Genomic DNA, 17236 nt, shown 5'->3' with positions numbered 1-17236 from the left:
GGCTGGCCGCTTAGATCCAGTGCAAGGGGTTCCGCTGGGAGCTAGCTGCGCAAGCCTTCAATGAAAGCGTCCATCACTTTGAGGTTGGCGCCGAGCCCCAGGCCGGCCTCACCCGCCATGGCTAACGCCCGTTGCTCCATATCTGGCTTCTGGTCGAAATTGCAAACAAAGCGATAGCCATCGGCATCACAGCGATACAGCTCCCACATCCCGGGACAGGCCCGACGCAGGGCCCCATCGCCCGTTGGAATCAGGGCATAGGCGCTCTGCCAGCCGGCCAGAAAACCCTTGCGGCGCTCTCGAGCCACGCTGCCGATGCCGATGGCCGCATCCTCGAGGTTGCCGTTTAACAGCAAGACAACGCCGCGGTGCAGGGCGCATACCTGTTCCACCTCCTCGTAGTCGGCGGGGGAAGGTGCCACCAGCAGCAGCACGCCCTCGCTGCCGCCATCAGCCTGCTGAAGGCGCATCTGCTCGCGCAGGCTGGCAATTCGGGTTGCAAAATCAGGGGCATCGCGCTGGGCCAGGGCGGTTGCGCCGGCATCGGCACAAAGCAGCCTCAGGCTCGGTGCGGCGGGACTGAGCCCAGCCTGCAATCGCAGGGCCAAAGGGAGTAGACGCAGACCCTCAAAACGGAGCTCGACACTCCACAGCCCCTTAGCGCCTGCGGCCAAGGCGCTCTGAATCGCCGCCAGTGCTTCAGCTTCGGCGCTGCGCAGATCGGAGGGGAGCATTAGGCCGTCAACGGGTGCTCAGACGCTACCGAGGCCGCAAGCGCCATCTGCAGAGCTTGAACCAGGGCGTCGAGATCGGCGGCGCGGTGCCAGGGCCCGAGGCTGATGCGCAGGCCACTTGCGGCGTCGGCCTCGCTGTAGCCCAGGGCCTGGAGCACGGGGCTGGCAGCCGATCCAGAGCTGCTGCAGGCCGAACCGCTGCTCAAGGCGAAGCCCTGTCGGGAGAGCTCACGAACCAGGTTGCGGCCGGAAAGCGGCAGGCCAGTCTCACTAGCCACCAGCAGACTGAGGTGGTGAGGCAGGCGGGAGTCGCCCGGGGGCGGACCGCTCAACCGCACCCCGGGAAGGCTCAAAAGCCGACGTAGCAGGGAGTCGCGAAGGGGTGCCAGCGAGGGGGTGGCACAGCTGAGCTCCAGGGCCTTGGCGAAGCCGCTCAACAGCACCACTGGTTCGGTGCCGCCTCGCCTGCCGCCCTCTTGGCCGCCACCACCAAGCTGGGCCTGGAGGGCCAGACCACGCCGCACCAGCAGCAAGCCAACCCCCCTTGGTCCCTGCAGCTTGTGAGCCGCCCCACTCAACAAATCAATGGGCAGCTGGCGAAAAGTGATCGGCAGGTGGCCCAGAACCTGCACCGCATCAACATGCAGCAGCACCCCCGCCCGCCGGCAAAGTGCCCCGATCGCCTCAATCGGCTGGAGGCTGCCAACCTCGTTTTGCCCCCAGATCACCGAGACCAAACGGGTTGGAGGCGCTAGCAAGCCAGCGAGGGCATCGAGATCAAGTAATCCCTGCCTATCCACCGGCACGGTTTGGACGCTCCAACCGCGCTGCTCCAGCTGGGCAGCTGCCGCCAGCGTGGCGGGATGCTCGACCGCCGATATCACCAACCGGCCGGGGGTGAGGCCAGCAGCAGCACCGAGCAGGGCCAGATGAATGGCCTCGGTGCCACCGGAGGTCACCACCAGTTCATCGAGCTCGCAGCCCAGCCCCTCGGCCAGGCTCAGGCGCGAGCGTTCGAGCTGCTCTGCTGCTGCAAGGCCAGGGGCGTGGAGGCTTGAGGGGTTAGCCCAGGCCGTGGCCTGGGCAAGGGCCATTGCCTCCAGCACCTCAGTAGCGGTGGGAGTGGTGGCGCTTGTGTCGAAGTAGCTAGCCAGTGCTGGCACCCGACTGCCCGAATGACCCACCTAACTTCCCTGGGAAGCATCCCGGTCAAAGCGGGAGCGAATCCGCGATTCAAGGGAATTGGTGGCCAAGGCCACCAGGTCGTCGAGGGAGCTGCCGTTGAGCAGGGCATCAACCCGGGCCCGGGCTTCCGCTGAAGGGCAGGCTTCAGGCCGGATGCAGCCATTGGTGCAGACGCTGGCGCAGTCGACTGCAGGCGAAGCATCTGGTTGCTGTTGCACCGGAGCGGCGGCCTCGAGTTCAAAGGGCTCATCACCCCAGAGCTCGGGGGTCACGACGCCGTCAAAAACAGCCACAGCGGGGCCCGCCATAAACACATGTCCACTGGCTTGATCCCAATCAATTTCCAGGGGACCACCTGGGAGGTCGAGGCGCGCGCAGCGCTCAGCCAGCCCCAACAGATGGGCCACAACGAGGGTGGCGCAAGCGCCGGTGCCGCAGGCCAAGGTGGGACCCGCACCGCGCTCCCACACCCGCATCACCAGGTGAGTGGGACTGATTACCTGGACGAAATGAACGTTGGTGCGGGCGGGGAAGGCGGGGTGAACCTCGAATGCCGCGCCGTAACGCTCCAAATCCACCGCCTCAACGTCGTCAACGGGGATCACAACGTGGGGATTGCCCATGCCGGCCGCCCCGACCGCAAACGAGCTGCCAGCCACTTCCAAGTTGCCCTGGGCCAGCCCGTTTTCGCCACAAGCCAAGGTGGTGGGAATGGATTCAGGGTCGAGAAAGGGGGCTCCCATGTCGACTCGGATGCTGCCGTCCTGAAGCAGCTCGGGAACGATGCGGCCCGCCAAGGTTTCGATCTGCCATTGCCGCCCGGGAAGATCGCCATCGCTATCGGCCAGGAAGCGGGCCAGGCAGCGCATGCCATTGCCACACATCTCCGGCTCCGTGCCATCGGCATTGAAGATCCGCATGCGCAACTCACCGCCCTGCCGGGGCGGCAGGGCCAGGATCACCCCGTCAGCGCCAACGCCGAAGCGGCGGTCACACAGACGCTGGATCCGTTCCGAGGTGAGGCCGTAGCTGGCATCAGTGCTGGAGGCTCCCCTGCCATCAAGCATGAGGAAATCATTTCCCAGGCCTTGATATTTGCTGAACTGGAGCACGATGGGGGCGAGCGCAGCCACAGCTAGATCTTATGCAGAGCTTTTTCGAGAAGCGGACCACCGCCCTCGATACCTCGCAACCCAGCATTCGGCATTTGCAGGATCTGATTCGCCACAAAACCCCGGTGGCGGTCCAGGTGCTGGGTGTGGGGGAGCTTGAGGGAATCCTGCATTGGCAGGACATCCACTACCTGGCGCTCAAGCAGGACGAAAACCGCCCCCTCACCCTGATCAGTCGTGGGTCTGCGGCGACGATCCGTGCGCTCGGCTGAGCGGCAGTCTTCCAACTGGGCTGTGGCACGATCAAAGCCCTGATCCAGCCTGGCTGCCGTGAGCGACGCCCCCCGCTACCAACCCCAGGCCCTCGAATCGCGCTGGCAGCAGCACTGGGATAGCGCGGCTCAGCACCGCACGCCAGCCAAGCTGGATGGGTCCTGCGGCGAAAGCTATTACGCCCTGTCGATGTTCCCCTATCCATCGGGGAACCTGCACATGGGTCATGTACGCAATTACGTGATCACCGATGTGATCGCCCGGGTGCAACGGCTACGTGGCAAGCAGGTGCTGCATCCGATGGGTTGGGATGCCTTTGGTTTACCAGCCGAAAATGCGGCCATCGAGCGGGGAATTGAACCCGGCATCTGGACCGATCAAAACATCGCTTCAATGCGGGAGCAGCTCAAGCGGCTTGGCCTCTCCATCGACTGGGATCGAGAGCTGGCTACCTGCCATAGCGACTACTACCGCTGGACCCAGTGGTTATTTCTGCAGTTTCTAGATGCTGGTCTCGCCTACCAGAAGGACGCAAGCGTCAACTGGGATCCCATCGACCAAACGGTGCTTGCCAACGAACAGGTGGACGGCGAGGGCCGCTCCTGGCGCTCCGGAGCCTTGGTGGAGAAACGCAAGCTGCGCCAGTGGTTTCTCAAGATCACCGCCTACGCCGACCAACTGCTGGACGATCTGCCCAAACTCGAGGGTTGGCCGGAGCGGGTGCGCACCATGCAGGCCAACTGGATTGGCCGCAGTACGGGCGCCGAGCTGCACTTTGAGGTTGTGGATTCATCTGGCGTTGGCACCGGTGAACAGATCACCGTGTTCACAACACGCCCGGACACCATCTTTGGCGTCAGCTACTTGGTGTTGGCCCCCGAACACCCCCGGGTAACTGGGCTGACTACCGCCGAGCAGGCGATCCACGTGCAGGCCTTCTGTGATCTGGTGAGCCGCCAAAGCGAGCTTGAGCGCACGGCCGACGACAAACCCAAACGGGGTGTGCCGATCGGTGCTCGGGTGCGGAACCCAGCCAATGGTGCCCTTATCCCCCTCTGGATCGCCGACTACGTCCTCGCCGACTACGGCACCGGCGCGGTGATGGGGGTCCCTGCCCACGACCAGCGCGACTTCGTATTCGCGAGGCAGTACGAATTGCCGGTGCAGCAGGTGATCATTCCCCAGGGCAGCGACGAGCACGCCTTCGAAGGTGGTGCCTGGACAGAAGCCGGGGTTTTAATCCACTCCGGTTGCTTCGATGGTTTACCAAGCGGTGAAGCCAAAAGGGCGATCACCGAGGCCGCTGCGGGTCAGGGTTGGGGCAATGCCAAGGTGCAATTCCGACTGCGCGACTGGCTGATCTCGCGTCAGCGCTACTGGGGCTGTCCGATCCCGGTGATCCACTGCGAGAGCTGCGGTGTGGTGCCCGTACCGGCCGAACAGCTGCCAGTGGAGCTGCCGGTGGGGGCCAACCTTGAGGGCAAGGGTGGATCGCCCCTAGCCCAATTAGAGAGCTGGGTGAACGTGGACTGCCCCCGCTGCGGCAAGCCAGCGAAGCGTGAGACCGACACCATGGACACCTTCATGTGCTCCAGCTGGTATTTCCTGCGCTACAGCGATCCCCACAACACAGACCTTCCGTTTACACGCGAGGCTGTGGACCGCTGGTTGCCGGTTGATCAATACGTGGGTGGGATCGAACACGCGATCCTCCACCTTCTCTATGCCCGCTTCTTCACCAAGGTGCTGCGCGACCGGGGCCTGCTGGGCTTCGATGAACCCTTCACCCACCTACTTACCCAAGGGATGGTTCAGGGCATTACCTACAAGAACCCCCACTCCGGCAAATACATCGCTCCGGGGGATGTCGCCGACCCAAGCGACCCCCGTGACCCAATCAGTGGCGAAGTACTAGAAACTTTTTACGAAAAAATGTCGAAGTCGAAGTATAACGGCGTCGATCCTGCCCAGGTAATTGATAAGTATGGCGCTGATACGGCCCGGATGTTCATCCTATTCAAGGCTCCACCGGAAAAAGATCTGGAATGGGATGACGCTGATGTGGAAGGCCAGTTTCGCTTTTTGCAGCGCCTGTGGCGGCTGGTGGATGGGGCCTGCGCCCGGGACCTGCAACTGTCAGCTGTAATTGAGCTAACTGCGGCCGAGTTTGCCAACACGACCCTGACGGCATCAGAGCTGGAGCTGCGCCGGGCAGTGCACACGGCCATAGCCGAGATCAGCGAGGACCTCGATGGTGAATATCAGTTTAATACCGCCATTTCTGAGTTAATGAAGCTCAGCAATGTGATGGCTGAACATCTAGAGGCGGCCTCTGCGCCTATAGCCAAAGAGGCATTGCACACCTTGCTGGTTCTGCTTGCTCCATTTGCCCCCCACCTGGCGGAGGAGCTTTGGCTGCGTTTGGGCGCCAATCCAGACATCAACTGCAGCATCCACGCTCAGCGCTGGCCGCACCCAGACCCTGCAGCCCTAGTGCGCGAAACTATTGACCTGGTTATTCAAGTCAAGGGCAAGATGCGAGGCAGCTTGGCGGTGCCCGCCAACGCTGATAAAGCAACTCTTGAACAGCTGGCACTCAAAAGCGAAATCGCACAAAAATGGCTGGAGGGCAAGCCCCCCAGCCGGGTAATCGTGGTGCCTGGAAAGCTGGTAAATCTGGTGCCCTAGAACCACTCAGCCACCGCTTCCTCAGCAGTGTTGACATTGGCATCCGGGGTAGTGCGGACAAATTCAAGAGTGATGTTGCGCCGTTGTTCGCCGTCAGCTGCTACGGCAGTGATCGGGTACAACTGCTGTCCATCACGGAAGGGCACCTGAAGCCGGAAGGTGCCGTCTTCGCCAAGGGGCACGACTTCATCGCCAATCCGCAGGGTTGCCGCCGGATCAGTAGCGCCATAAACAATCAATTCGGCGTCGGCTACTAGCCAGAAAGCCCGCTGACGAGTAGCCACACCACCAGCACCCGACTCGTTGCGGCCGCTGGCCCAAAGACCGGCACCGGAAGCATTCAGACCCTGATTGTGGTCGGAGTTAGCATCCACCTCGTGGAAAGCCTCAGATCCGCGGCCTACGGCCCGCCAAGTGGTGGTGGCAGCCTGATAAACCCGCTCGTGAATACCGGGAGCTGCAGTCGGCATAACGGCTGCACCACTAGCTGTAGCAGGAGCGGCGGCCTCTAGGGAGAAGGGCACAAACTGATCGAGGATCTGCTCACTGGGATGGAGCGCAGGTACCCGAGCCACCGAGGAGAAGGCCAATGAACGCCAACCGCCACCAGCGAGCCGGTAGCCAAGTTCAACCCGATAGTCCCTGTCGCTGAGCGGAACAGGCAGGTACCACTCGGTGGCATGGCTGTTAACCACAACTTCCTGCATGGTGTGTTGGTGGGCAGCACCAGCACCAAGACCGGTTACATCAACAACTCGAAGTACCAGCTGGCTGGCACCGTCTGCCATCGCCTGGCGACGGTCGGAGTCGGAGAGCTCCCAAAACACGTAGGCCCACTGGGGATCGCGGGGCAGAAATACAACTGCCGTTTGGGAGTCGGGCCGGGGAGCAGAGCTCATCTCAGCTTCAATGCTGCGCAGATCCACACCCTCTGGCGCATCGCCTCCTGGCTGGCTGGCTGCGGGCTGGGAGTCTGACTTGCGCTCAATAGCCTTCAGCAGCTGATCCTTCAGCATCCGGCTGTAGCGGCCGATGCCGAGGTTGCTGGCCATCTGGCGCAGTTGACGCAAGGTCAGGTCGTTGGCGTCGTCTTCACTTGACATCGGAAAACCTGACGTAGTCATGACTGCTGCTTTCCGAAGAAACTCGGTTGATTTTCAGGGATTCCGGGCCTGTTTCCGGAGCCGTGTCAGCAGATCGCCACGCCCGGGGAGCAGGCGGCCCTGGCAGGTATTACCTGCAAGAGCTGATTCCAGGCGCTCCCCAGCGGGCGCTCAGGGCTACCCCAGACCCAGCTCTGTCAGGGGGAGCAAATCAACCGATCCGCCAAGCAGGGTGGAGGCCATGGCCCTTGGCGACTTGTGTCAATGGATGGCCGGCCCCCTCGCCAGGAGGGTGGTCCGTTCTTAAACAAGGTGCACTCCGTGGACCTATCGATGCGTTGGCTGGGCCTAGTGCTGTGCCTGCTGTGGTTGGGCTGGCGGCTACAGGCCCTGTGGCACTGGAGTCAGCGGCAATGGTGCCTTGATCCGCTCAGCAATGAATTCCAACAGGAATTGCGCCGCCGCGGCTTAGTGGGGGTTTTGCCCTGAAAACTAAGCGCTCGCTACAAGGCGCTGCCTTAGTAATTGAATGTCGTCGTCAATAAGAATGCGAGCCTCTTCAAGGCTGGCTACCGAACCCATGGGCATACCACTGCAGTGCTGAATGCGGTAGGCCTCTGCAGCTGGACAGCGGCTAATCAAGCGCACACTGCAGCCGCGATGTCGCCACTCCGCTATGGCAGAAGAATCAGGCATGGCAAGCACTGCGACCACCGCAATCAACCAAAGCAGGCCTGGGATGGCAAGGGGGAGTGTTGGTGCGAAAACCAGCCTCAGGCTTTCTGGCTGAGCCGCCAAAGCTCGTTGACGGTTTTTCCTGATTCCACAGCTCGCAGACGCTTGACCAGCTCGAACATCTCGGTGCTGGCCAACTCGCCATTTTCCTGCCATTCCAAGCTGCGAGGCTCAAATAATTCCTGGCCTGGCCCGCTGTCTTCTGGGCAATTCATAACTGGTACTCGCGGATTGCAAGACCCTATGGAATGGATCAGGGGATCGAGACCGGTTCTGATCTTTTTCAATGGAAGATTGTGTGAAGGAACACCCGCCTAGAGGCCGGCCGCAGGCCTAAATAGGCCAATCCCGCTCGAGCTCCGTGGCCCTAGTTCACCGCGACACTCCATATCCCCACTGGGAGTTCGCCAGCGACTCAGGGGATCTGCTGAGGGTGGTGCCTGAGCGCGGCGGTCTGGTGACCGGCTGGCGCTGCAAGGGCAAGGAACTGATCTACCTCGATCTTGAACGCTTCCTCGACCCCGCCCAATCAGTGCGGGGCGGTATTCCCATCCTCTTCCCGATCTGCGGCGGCCTGCCTGACAACACCTTGCCCCTACCCCAGGGGAACTTTCCCCTAGGCCAGCACGGCTTCGCCCGGCAGCTGCCATGGCAGTTGACAGCTCTCGAAGATGGCCAAGGCATTGCCCTTGAACTCAAAGACAGCGAGACCACCTTGACGAGCTATCCCTTCAGCTTTCTGCTGAGGCTTGAGCTGCGCCTGGTGCCAGGGGCCCTCGAAATCGACACCTCGGTGCTGAACCGCAGCCAGGAGGCGATGCCATTCAGCTTCGGCCTCCACCCCTACTTCAACCTCAGCAACCTCAAATCTCCACGCTTTGAGGGGCTACCGGAGCGCTGCCTAAACCACCTATCGATGGCCGAAGCCGACACGACCGAACAAATGGCGCGACTGGACGACGGCATTGACCTGTTGGTTCGTCCCACTGGTGACGTGCGCTTGCTGGATCCGGAAGCCGGCCTGGCCCTTGATCTGCAGCTCAGCGCCCCGTTCAACCTGGTGGTGCTCTGGACCGAACCGCCCCGTCCGATGGTCTGCCTGGAGCCCTGGACTGGACCGCGCCAGGCTCTGATCAGTGGCGATGACAAGCTTGAAATTGCGCCCAGCGAAACCTGCCGGCTGCATACTCGTTACGCCGTTAGCGCCTGCTAGGCCCCATCGAGTTTGGCGGCCAAAACTGCGTCGGCGCGGGTTAGGCCATCCACCTTGTGGGTGTACACCTCAGCGCCTGCGTGACCCCAGCCAAGGCTGAATTCGGCATGGTGACCCTCTGCTTCGCAGATCGCCCCAGCCCGGTTGAGCCAATCGAGAGCCTGCTGAAAATCAGCAAAGCTCCAGGCCTTTTGCAAGTGGTGTCCATCCACAACCAGCCAACCGGGCAACTGGGCCAGCAATTCGGCTAGTTCAGCTGCGTCCAGGAGCGGAGCCCCATCGCGGCAGGGGAGACAGCTTTCTTGGTCTAGGGCCATGGGAAGGGCTGTTGGTTACAACTAAATCATGGCCCTTGCGAAGCCCGGATGGCTGGCCGTGGACTTCCTAGAATTGGCATTATCGGCTCAGTCCATGCCGTATCCCGACTACCCGATTCCGGCAGACGAATCCCAGCGCCAAAGGGATTTAGAGCGCCTGGGGGTACTAAACCATCCAGGCGATGAGCATTTCGAGCGGCTGGTGCGGCTCGCATCAACTGTGCTGGAAACCCCGATCGCGCTCATCTCCCTGGTGGATGGCGACCGCCAGTGGTTCCTTGCCCACCACGGCATAGACAGCACCGAAACGCCGCGGAAGATGGCCTTTTGCGCCCACGCCATTGCCGGTGATGAAACCCTGGTGGTGCCAGATGCCCGCCAAGACCCCCGTTTCTGCACCAATCCCCTGGTTATTCAGGACCCAAAGGTGCGCTTCTACGCAGGCACCCCGCTGCAGAGTCGTGACGGCCACAACCTGGGCACCCTGTGCGTAATTGACAGGCAGCCGCGCCACTTCAGCTCCAGCCAGGTGCGACTGCTCGAGGATCTGGCCCAACTGGTGCTGCGTGAGCTTGAACTGCGCCGACTTACCACCGTCCATCCTGTGAGCGCTTTAGCCACCCGAGAAAGCTTTTTGGAGCAAGCTGAGCCTGAGCTACTGCGGGCGCGCCAGGCAGGTGAAAACCTTGCCGTGCTGACCCTGGAGCTCGACCACTTCGACCAGATCAAGAACCGCTGGGGTCTGCAGGCCTCGGATCGAGCTGTTGTAGACGTCGCCGCCCTACTGCGCTCCCAGCAATGCGACCAGGACCTGGTGGGTCAAATCGGCGACCAAGAATTCGCCCTGCTGATGGTGAATGTTGACCTGGCCACAGCCATGGAACGGGCCGATGCCATCCGCGCTGGCATCAGCGAGCTGAGGGGGGTCTTTTCGGCCAGCGGCCACCAGCTAACCGCCAGCGGCGGCCTGACCCTGCTTGCCCCAGCCGATCGTCAGCCCCTCGATGCCCTGCTTCGAGCCGAACGGGCCCTATTCCTGGCCCAGGGCAATGGCAAAAACCAGATCGCCGAAATACTGGCTGACCCCCTTGAAGCACAAAGCGCCCTAGAGTAAATATATCCACGCCCTCCAGCGGCCAATTCTGAGCCCTGAAATCACCACCTCAGACTTATTTCAAGCCTGGGTAAATGATGGGTCCTGGCTTATTTGGCATTTTTAAAACAGGTCAATGACTTGACCATTTCGATTTCACCGCATCAAGTTGCGGTTAAATCAGCTGCATTCGTTTACTGCGAGGGAAACTTCGCGGGACTCGACGGCAAAACCGCCCACGGACTCGTTCGCTTCTGTGAAGCCTTCGAAATCAGGGCAATTATTGACAGCCAATCAGCAGGGAATGATGCAGGTCTTCTACTAGACGGCATCAGCAACGGCATTCCCATCGTGGCTGATCTAGATAGCGCTCTCGCCCTGCCTGGGCCCCGCGCCAGCACCTTCATCTATGGCATGGCGCCTGCAGATGGCCTCTATGGCAAAGACGATCGCCGGGCTCTGCTGCTAGCCATGGCAGCTGGCCTGAATCTGGTCAGCGGCATGCGCGAATTCCTCAACGACGACCGTGAATTCGCCCTGGCGGCCATCCGTCACCAAGTCTCAATCCGGGATGTGCGTCGTCCAGCCGCTTTGAAGGATCTGCGCCTGTTCAATGGCTCGATCGCCAAGGCACGCTGCATTCGAATCGCCGTGCTCGGCACCGATGGGGCCATCGGTAAGCGCACCACCGCCACGCTTCTGGTTCAAGCCCTAAACGCCAGCGGCATCAGCGCCGTTTTGGTGAGCACGGGCCAAACCGGCTTGATTCAAGGGGGCCGCTATGGCATTCCGCTTGATGCCATTCCTTCGCAGTTTTGCTCAGGGGAGGTGGAGGCCGCTGTGGTGGAGGCCTACTGCACGGAAAGACCTGCGGTGATCGTGATTGAAGGCCAAGGGGCCCTCAGCCATCCCGCCTACCTCTCTTCCAGCTTCATCCTGCGGGGCAGCCAGCCCCAGGCGGTGGTGCTGCAGCACGCGCCGGCACGCCGGCAGCTCAGCGACTTTCCGTTTATGCCGATGCCCACGCCTGCCAGTGAAATTCGCCTGATCGAATCCTTCGCGCCAACGCGGGTAATCGGCCTAACCCTCAACCACGAGGGCATGGATGACGCCGAGGTGAGTGCCGCAATCGCCCTCTATGCCGCCGAGCTCGCTATTCCTGTTACCGATGCGGTGAGCCGTGCACCTTCAGCCCTGGTGGCAATGGTGCTGCGGGCTTTCCCCGAGTTGTGCGCATCACCTACCGGGCTGCTTTGAGCGCACCGCGGCTGGAGATTCATCTCGAGCACCTGCAGCACAACGCCACCACCATGGTCAATCGGCTTGCCCGCCAAGGGATCAAGGTTACCGGGGTCAGCAAGGCAACCCTGGGACTGCCGGAAATTGTGCACACCTGGGTGGCAGCAGGGGTGCACTCCATCGGTGAATCCCGAATCGAATCAATCGAATCGCTTAGCCGTTGCGAACTTGGCGTGCCCCTGCTGCTAATTCGCTCACCGATGCTCAGCCAGGTGGATCGGGTGGTGGCCCATGCGGCGATTAGCTGCAACAGCGAGGCGGTGGTGCTCAAGGCCTTGGCAGCTGCAGCGCATTGCCAAGGGGTGCGCCATGGAGTGCTGCTGATGGTGGAGCTAGGGGATCTGCGCGAGGGAATTCTCGCGGCAGACCTGGAGGCGATGGTGTTGCTTACCCTTGCCCTACCAAGCCTGCTGCTGGTGGGCATCGGCACCAATCTGGGCTGTCAAAACGGCGTTGCCCCAGATGAAGCCAATATGGCCGAGCTATCGAGTCTGATCGATGGCCTGGAAAGGCGTTTTGGCATCCGGCTCGAGTGGTGTTCTGGAGGTAATTCGGCCAATATTCCCTGGCTGACTGGTGGCGGCGATCCGGGCCGTATCAACCACCTGCGCCTCGGCGAAGCCCTACTACTGGGGCGAGAGCCCCTCACCCGCACAGCCATACCAGGGCTGTACACAGATGCCATCACCCTGGTGGCAGAGGTGATCGAGTCCAAGCGCAAGCCGAGCCGTGCCTGGGGAACGCGTCACTGCACCAGTTTTGCCAAAGGGCCAGTCGCTCCCCAAAAGCAACCAGAGCAACCCATGGCCATGCGAGCGCTACTTGCCCTGGGCGAACAGGATGCCGATCCGGCCGGTCTTAGTGCCCCTGGGATCAGCATCGAGGGCGCATCCAGCGACCACTTGGTGGTGAGCGGAGCGGCAGCGGCGCTGGCAGTGGGTGATGAACAGCGCTTCCAGGTCAGCTACAGCACCCTGCTGCGGGCGATGACTTCTCCATTTGTGAGCCGTTGTTTCATCGGAGGACCTGCCTAGGGTTCGCAATTGGTAATGGCCCCTTCATGCAGTCGCCCCTTCGCTCAGCTGGCAGTCCCGATGGTCCTGGAGCCACCCTCAGCCTGATTGCGGCCATTTTGGTGGGGATCGCGATCCTGCTCAGCCAAACCGTTTTCATCGTGCCGGCGGGCAACGTGGCCGTTGTCACAACCCTGGGCAAGGTCACCGGTACCCCCCGCAGCCCCGGCGCCAACATCAAGGCCCCCTTGGTGCAGAACACTTCGCTGTTTGACGTGCGCACCCAGGTGCGACCGGAGCAGTTTTCGACTCTCACCAAGGATCTCCAGGTGATCCAGGCCACCGCCACGGTGAAATACGCCATGAAGCCTGCAGAAGCTGGGCGGATTTACGAGACGATCGCCACCGACGACCAGCAGATCTATCCCCGGGTGATCCAACCTTCGCTACTGAAGGCACTCAAATCAGTTTTTTCGCAGTACGAGCTGGTGACTATCGCCACCGAATGGAACTCCATTTCGGAACTGGTGCAGGAGAAGGTGGCGGAGGAACTGCGCAAGTTTGATTACGTGAGCGTGCAGGGACTCGACCTCACAGGCCTGCAAATCGCCGAGGAATACCGGGCCGCGATCGAACAGAAACAGATTGCCGAACAGCAGCTTTTGCGCGCCCAAACCGAGGTCTTGATCGCCGAGCAGGAAGCCAAGCGCTACGAAACGCTCAACTCAAGCCTCGATGACCAGGTGCTCTACAAGCTCTTCCTCGACAAGTGGGATGGCCAGACCTCCGTGGTGCCTGCCCTGCCTGGTACCCCTGGGGGCAACGGCAATTCCGTGATCGTCAACGGACGGCGCTGATGCTGGCAGCAATCAGCCAGTCTTGAGTAACTGCGCAGGCCAGCAATGCCAACTTTCCTAGTTACCGGCAGCAACCGCGGCATCGGCCTGGAGTACTGCAGACAGCTCCAGGCCCGCGGCGATCAGGTGATCGCCGTCTGCCGAACGCCTTCGCCGGAACTGGAGGCGCTGGGAGTTCGCCTCGAGGCGGGGATCGAGCTCACCGCAGAAGCAGATCTTGATGCTCTGCAGCAACGGCTAGCTGGCCAGCCCCTTGACGGGGTGATCCTCAACGCCGGCATCCTTGAAGCCAACCGCCTGGAGAATCTCGACAGCGAAAGCCTCAGGCGCCAGTTTGAGGTCAATGCCCTGGCGCCCCTACGGCTCGTGGCCGCCCTGCTGCCGAATCTGCAGCCCGGTTCCAAGCTGGCGCTGATGACCAGCCGCATGGGCTCGATTGACGACAACAGCTCCGGCTCCTCCTACGGCTATCGGATGTCAAAGGTGGCGCTAAACATGGCGGGGCGATCCCTGGCGATCGACCTGCGGCCCCGCTGCATCGCCGTGGCACTGCTCCACCCGGGGCTGGTGCGCACCCGCATGGTCAACTTCAACCCCCAGGGCATCAGCCCCGAGGAGGCGGTGCGGGGCCTGCTGGCCCGCATCGACGCCCTCACCCTGGAGACCAGCGGCACCTTCTGGCACGCCAACGGCGAGGTGCTGCCCTGGTGAGCACTGGATGACGCGCGCCGAATTCGTCCTGTTCGTCCTGTTGTAAGAGCAGAGACTGGAGGGTTTCGGTGCAGCAACCCAAAGCGTGTGCATCGTTCATGACCCTGAGCGATCGCCCTCAAGAAGCCTGCCCATCCGGTTAGATCAAGCGGAGTCCACCTGCTTCAGCAGGCGTGACAGCGCTTCTTGCAGACACGCGTCCATCCGTTGGGCGTCCTGGTTGGATTCAGGCCCGATGGTGATCGAACGCGGCTGAGGGACCGATGGGAAGACCTCAGCCCAGGGAACACCCCAGGCCTCCATCGCCAAGGGATCATTGGCCGCCTCAAGCGTCTCCCGTAGCCTGAGGTAATCGGCAGGTTGAAATCCCTGAAATCGTGGGTGAGTCCACCCTTCCCGCTCAGAGATTTCACGAATCAAGCCTCCTGTGTTGCGGAGAGATCGGGGATTGACCCCCCTTGCCGCAAGTGCTTTGCCGACTTCCAGCGCCAACCAGATCCCCCGTGCTCCCACCTGGGTGTTGATGGAACGTCGAGAGGGAGGCAGCCAGCCTTGGCCAGGCATCGCCCAACCCAAAGCATGGGCCAGGCGCATGAATGGGTCATCCAATGGCTCATCCTTGCCTTTCTGATCCACGGCAGCAGAGCGGTAGGGCAGAACGAGCAACTCAATCGTGGGGTGCCTGCGAATGGCTTCAAGCCAGCGTGAATAGTCCGGGAACCAATTCGGATGGCGAAGCCTACGTCTGACGTAACTGTCAAAGTCGTAATGGTGGTAAAGCCTTCGCACCGTGTGCGCATACATGGAGTTCAGGAAGTCCGGCTGATCGCGAAGAAAGACAACAACGCGAAGTGTTCTGCCATGGCGCCGCGCCACCTCATCAAGGAAAGCAAGATGTCGCGGCTCAGTGACAGCCGGAGTAAACTGCTCCGCACTAACAAGTAATTGCCATGTCGCGGGAGACGCGGCTGACAGATACCTCTCCCAGGGTGTATGGCTGCCTTTGAGCATGGCCTTGACCAAGCCCTTGTGCTTTCGTCCAGGCCGTCCGGGCCAGGAAAGAACAACACCTTGGCTGTCAAGGGCAAGCTGGTTAGCATCAAGCCGGTTTTGGATGTAGCTGCTGGCTGTTTTATGCGTACCCGCATGAACCACCAGCAAGGGTTGCTGTGTGGATGGTGTCATGGTGAATCTGTCCTGGGCCAAGACTCGCAACACGGTCATCGCATCAACCAGCAGCGCAGAACAGGCAAGGACACGTTCAATGGGCCCGGTTGGAGGCCAGGCGGCACCAAGATCCTGAGCAAAAAGTATCAGCCACCTAAGAACCAGCTGTCCAAGAACAACCAGGAACACTCCACAAGGCGTAGAAACCTGTGAGGAGGAAACTTTTGAAGAGGAAGGTCACTGTGGGTTGGCCAGCGCGGCTTCACCCCGCCGGTGCAGCTCGCGGGCGTAGTCAGTCCAGGTGCCCTGCCCCCAGTAGCGGAAGCAGCTGGTCTCCAGCAGCAGCAGCGGCAGTAGCGCCTGCTGATACGCCGCTGTGGCCGTCACGGCCGGGTCCGCCGCCACCAGGGGATCGAAGTGCCGGTGAAAGCGGGCGCTGAGCTGCTCCATCGGCTCGAGCACGTTGCCATAACCCTCCACCCAGCTGAGGTTGTTGGTCCAGGAGGCGCCAGCCATCGAAAAGGAGACATCGGCGGCGGAAAGTGCGGCGATCGCGGTCTCCACCGCGGCGCGGCCGGGTCCACCGGAACCCCCATCCCCCACAGCGGGCTCGCCCACCTGCTGCCAGAGCCGGTGCTGCTGCACCGCCTGGATCGGCGGGAAGTCGGCCTCAGTGATGCCGGCGGTGGCGAGCAGATCGAGGTACTCGCTGCCGTTGAGAGCGACGGTGCTCGAGGCAGCGCCCCCCTCGCCAGCCAGGCGCCGATGGGCCTGCAGGAAGGCCGAGGGGAACTCGTTCATCATCACGCCGCCGTTCTCACCATCGGCGATCTGCACCACCAGCGGCGGAATGGAGCGGCCAGCCAGCGGCACCGGGTTCAATCCCAACGCCTCGTAGCAGGGCTGCATCTGGCCCACCAGCTTGGTGTCGGAGCCCTGCGTCTTGACCAGGGCGGTGATCGTGGCCACCTCGCCGCTGGAGCTGCGGGCCACCAGCCGGTTGGGCACCAGCGCCTGCTCGCGGCTGAGTGGGGTGCCATCGGGGTTTTCGACGCTGTGCTCCTGCACCAGCAGCCAGCGGTAGCCGCACTGCCGCAGCGCCTGCACGAAGGCGAACAGGGTGTCGGGATGGTTGGGCAGGGCCATCTCCGGCGGGGAGAAACCCTGCACCCGCTGCAGGGCTTCGTCGCCGAACAGGGCGGCGAAGTGCTGCTGCCAGGCCTGGATCTGCAGCTTCAGGTCGGGGATGGGGGTGGAGGGGGCCACGGCGTGGCTCCAGAAGGTGCCGAGCCACTCCACGTGCTGCTGCATGCGGGTGTCGCGGGCAAGGAAGCGCAGGGCGTCGAGGATGTCGTGGCGGCCCATCTGCTCGAAGCCCCAGAGCAGGTTGCCGGAGTAATCGAGCATGATCCGCGGGTCGGAGCCCTCGGCGATCAGCTGGGGAAGCAGGTCGGCCAGCCGCCGGTAGCAGTGGGCGAAGGGCTCGGCATTGTGGTTGTCGCCCACACCGGGATGGTCGAGCATCCACTGGAGATGGGAGATCAGCTGGCCATCCGGCCCGGCTGGAATCGTGGGCTGGTGCATGTGCAGGGCACAGGCGAAGCCTGAACGAAGCTGCTCCAGCTTGAGATTGGTGGTGGGCAGAAATACCGGCTGCTGCTGCTGCACCAGGGCGAGAATTTCGGCTTCGCGGCCAGCGATAGGCGGCAGGGAGGAGTTGCTCACAGGTTTGAGAT

General features: G+C 62.0%; 18 protein-coding genes. 9 read left to right on the top strand and 9 right to left on the bottom strand.

Features of this window, described 5'->3' with window-relative positions; all coding sequences use genetic code 11:
- Positions 1-41 precede the first annotated feature (41 nt).
- The 3 genes from U9970_RS05060 to dapF are packed head-to-tail and all read right to left on the bottom strand — an operon-like array spanning position 42 to position 3031.
- Entirely contained in the window at positions 42-734 is a 693-nt protein-coding gene (locus tag U9970_RS05060) for a DUF1995 family protein (RefSeq protein WP_322765589.1), read from the bottom strand.
- Positions 734-1918 (bottom strand): cysteine desulfurase family protein, encoded by a 1185-nt coding sequence (locus U9970_RS05055; RefSeq protein WP_322765588.1) that lies wholly within the window; start codon positions 1916-1918, stop codon positions 734-736. Before U9970_RS05055 ends, U9970_RS05060 begins: the two co-directional genes overlap by 1 nt.
- Entirely contained in the window at positions 1919-3031 is a 1113-nt protein-coding gene (gene dapF / locus U9970_RS05050; protein WP_322766028.1) for a diaminopimelate epimerase, read from the bottom strand.
- A 32-nt stretch (positions 3032-3063) separates the two neighbouring features.
- On the opposite strand from dapF, the gene U9970_RS05045 reads away from it, so the two are divergent.
- A complete protein-coding gene (locus U9970_RS05045; RefSeq protein WP_322765587.1) occupies positions 3064-3303 on the top strand; it encodes an Hfq-related RNA-binding protein in 240 nt (79 codons plus the stop codon).
- A 58-nt stretch (positions 3304-3361) separates the two neighbouring features.
- Complete coding sequence (leuS, locus tag U9970_RS05040; RefSeq protein WP_407653081.1) at positions 3362-5992, top strand: leucine--tRNA ligase; 2631 nt, start codon at positions 3362-3364, stop codon at positions 5990-5992.
- On the opposite strand, the gene U9970_RS05035 is transcribed toward leuS, so the two are convergent.
- The gene (locus U9970_RS05035) at positions 5989-7095 is read right to left on the bottom strand and encodes a DUF4912 domain-containing protein (RefSeq protein ID WP_322765586.1); all 1107 of its coding nucleotides are present in this window, start codon (positions 7093-7095) and stop codon (positions 5989-5991) included. The two genes, leuS and U9970_RS05035, sit on opposite strands and share 4 nt — an antisense overlap.
- Before the next feature lie 264 nt (positions 7096-7359).
- Here U9970_RS05035 and U9970_RS05030 point away from each other — a divergent pair, with 264 nt between their 5' ends.
- Positions 7360-7584 carry a hypothetical protein gene (locus U9970_RS05030; RefSeq protein ID WP_322765585.1) on the top strand — a complete coding sequence of 75 codons (225 nt, stop codon included), beginning with the start codon at positions 7360-7362 and terminating at the stop codon, positions 7582-7584.
- A gap of 3 nt (positions 7585-7587) precedes the next feature.
- On the opposite strand, the gene U9970_RS05025 is transcribed toward U9970_RS05030, so the two are convergent.
- Together U9970_RS05025 and U9970_RS05020 are read right to left on the bottom strand one after the other, a co-directional pair.
- Positions 7588-7791 (bottom strand): hypothetical protein, encoded by a 204-nt coding sequence (locus tag U9970_RS05025; protein WP_322765584.1) that lies wholly within the window; start codon positions 7789-7791, stop codon positions 7588-7590.
- A gap of 77 nt (positions 7792-7868) precedes the next feature.
- Positions 7869-8045 carry a hypothetical protein gene (locus tag U9970_RS05020; protein ID WP_322765583.1) on the bottom strand — a complete coding sequence of 59 codons (177 nt, stop codon included), beginning with the start codon at positions 8043-8045 and terminating at the stop codon, positions 7869-7871.
- A 146-nt stretch (positions 8046-8191) separates the two neighbouring features.
- On the opposite strand from U9970_RS05020, the gene U9970_RS05015 reads away from it, so the two are divergent.
- On the top strand, positions 8192-9043 hold the full coding sequence (locus tag U9970_RS05015; protein ID WP_322765582.1) for an aldose epimerase family protein: 852 nt from the start codon (positions 8192-8194) through the stop codon (positions 9041-9043).
- Here the strand turns inward: U9970_RS05015 and U9970_RS05010 are convergent.
- Entirely contained in the window at positions 9040-9360 is a 321-nt protein-coding gene (locus U9970_RS05010) for a 4a-hydroxytetrahydrobiopterin dehydratase (protein WP_322765581.1), read from the bottom strand. The genes U9970_RS05015 and U9970_RS05010 overlap by 4 nt on opposite strands.
- Positions 9361-9454: 94 nt before the next feature.
- Between U9970_RS05010 and U9970_RS05005 the strand changes: the two genes are divergently transcribed.
- From U9970_RS05005 to U9970_RS04985, 5 genes are all read left to right on the top strand, one after another.
- Entirely contained in the window at positions 9455-10474 is a 1020-nt protein-coding gene (locus U9970_RS05005; RefSeq protein WP_322765580.1) for a GGDEF domain-containing protein, read from the top strand.
- 120 nt (positions 10475-10594) lie between these two features.
- The gene (locus tag U9970_RS05000; protein ID WP_322765579.1) at positions 10595-11710 is read left to right on the top strand and encodes a DUF1611 domain-containing protein; all 1116 of its coding nucleotides are present in this window, start codon (positions 10595-10597) and stop codon (positions 11708-11710) included.
- Positions 11683-12786 carry an alanine/ornithine racemase family PLP-dependent enzyme gene (locus U9970_RS04995; protein WP_322765578.1) on the top strand — a complete coding sequence of 368 codons (1104 nt, stop codon included), beginning with the start codon at positions 11683-11685 and terminating at the stop codon, positions 12784-12786. The genes U9970_RS05000 and U9970_RS04995 overlap by 28 nt, the downstream gene beginning before the upstream one ends.
- 26 nt (positions 12787-12812) lie before the next feature.
- Positions 12813-13622 carry a prohibitin family protein gene (locus U9970_RS04990; RefSeq protein WP_322765577.1) on the top strand — a complete coding sequence of 270 codons (810 nt, stop codon included), beginning with the start codon at positions 12813-12815 and terminating at the stop codon, positions 13620-13622.
- 45 nt (positions 13623-13667) lie between these two features.
- The gene (locus U9970_RS04985; RefSeq protein ID WP_322765576.1) at positions 13668-14333 is read left to right on the top strand and encodes an SDR family oxidoreductase; all 666 of its coding nucleotides are present in this window, start codon (positions 13668-13670) and stop codon (positions 14331-14333) included.
- A gap of 144 nt (positions 14334-14477) precedes the next feature.
- Here U9970_RS04985 and U9970_RS04980 read toward each other — a convergent pair whose 3' ends face one another.
- Positions 14478-15689 carry a hypothetical protein gene (locus tag U9970_RS04980; RefSeq protein ID WP_322765575.1) on the bottom strand — a complete coding sequence of 404 codons (1212 nt, stop codon included), beginning with the start codon at positions 15687-15689 and terminating at the stop codon, positions 14478-14480.
- Positions 15690-15737: 48 nt separating this feature from the next.
- Entirely contained in the window at positions 15738-17225 is a 1488-nt protein-coding gene (locus tag U9970_RS04975; RefSeq protein ID WP_322765574.1) for a glycosyl hydrolase family 57, read from the bottom strand.
- Between the last annotated feature and the right edge of the window lie 11 nt (positions 17226-17236).

The sequence above is a fragment of the Cyanobium usitatum str. Tous genome, from assembly GCF_963920485.1.
Lineage (GTDB): Bacteria > Cyanobacteriota > Cyanobacteriia > PCC-6307 > Cyanobiaceae > Cyanobium_A > Cyanobium_A usitatum_A.
The sequence above is the reverse complement of the archived record's forward strand: the minus strand, read 5'-3'. Positions and strand labels throughout refer to the sequence as shown.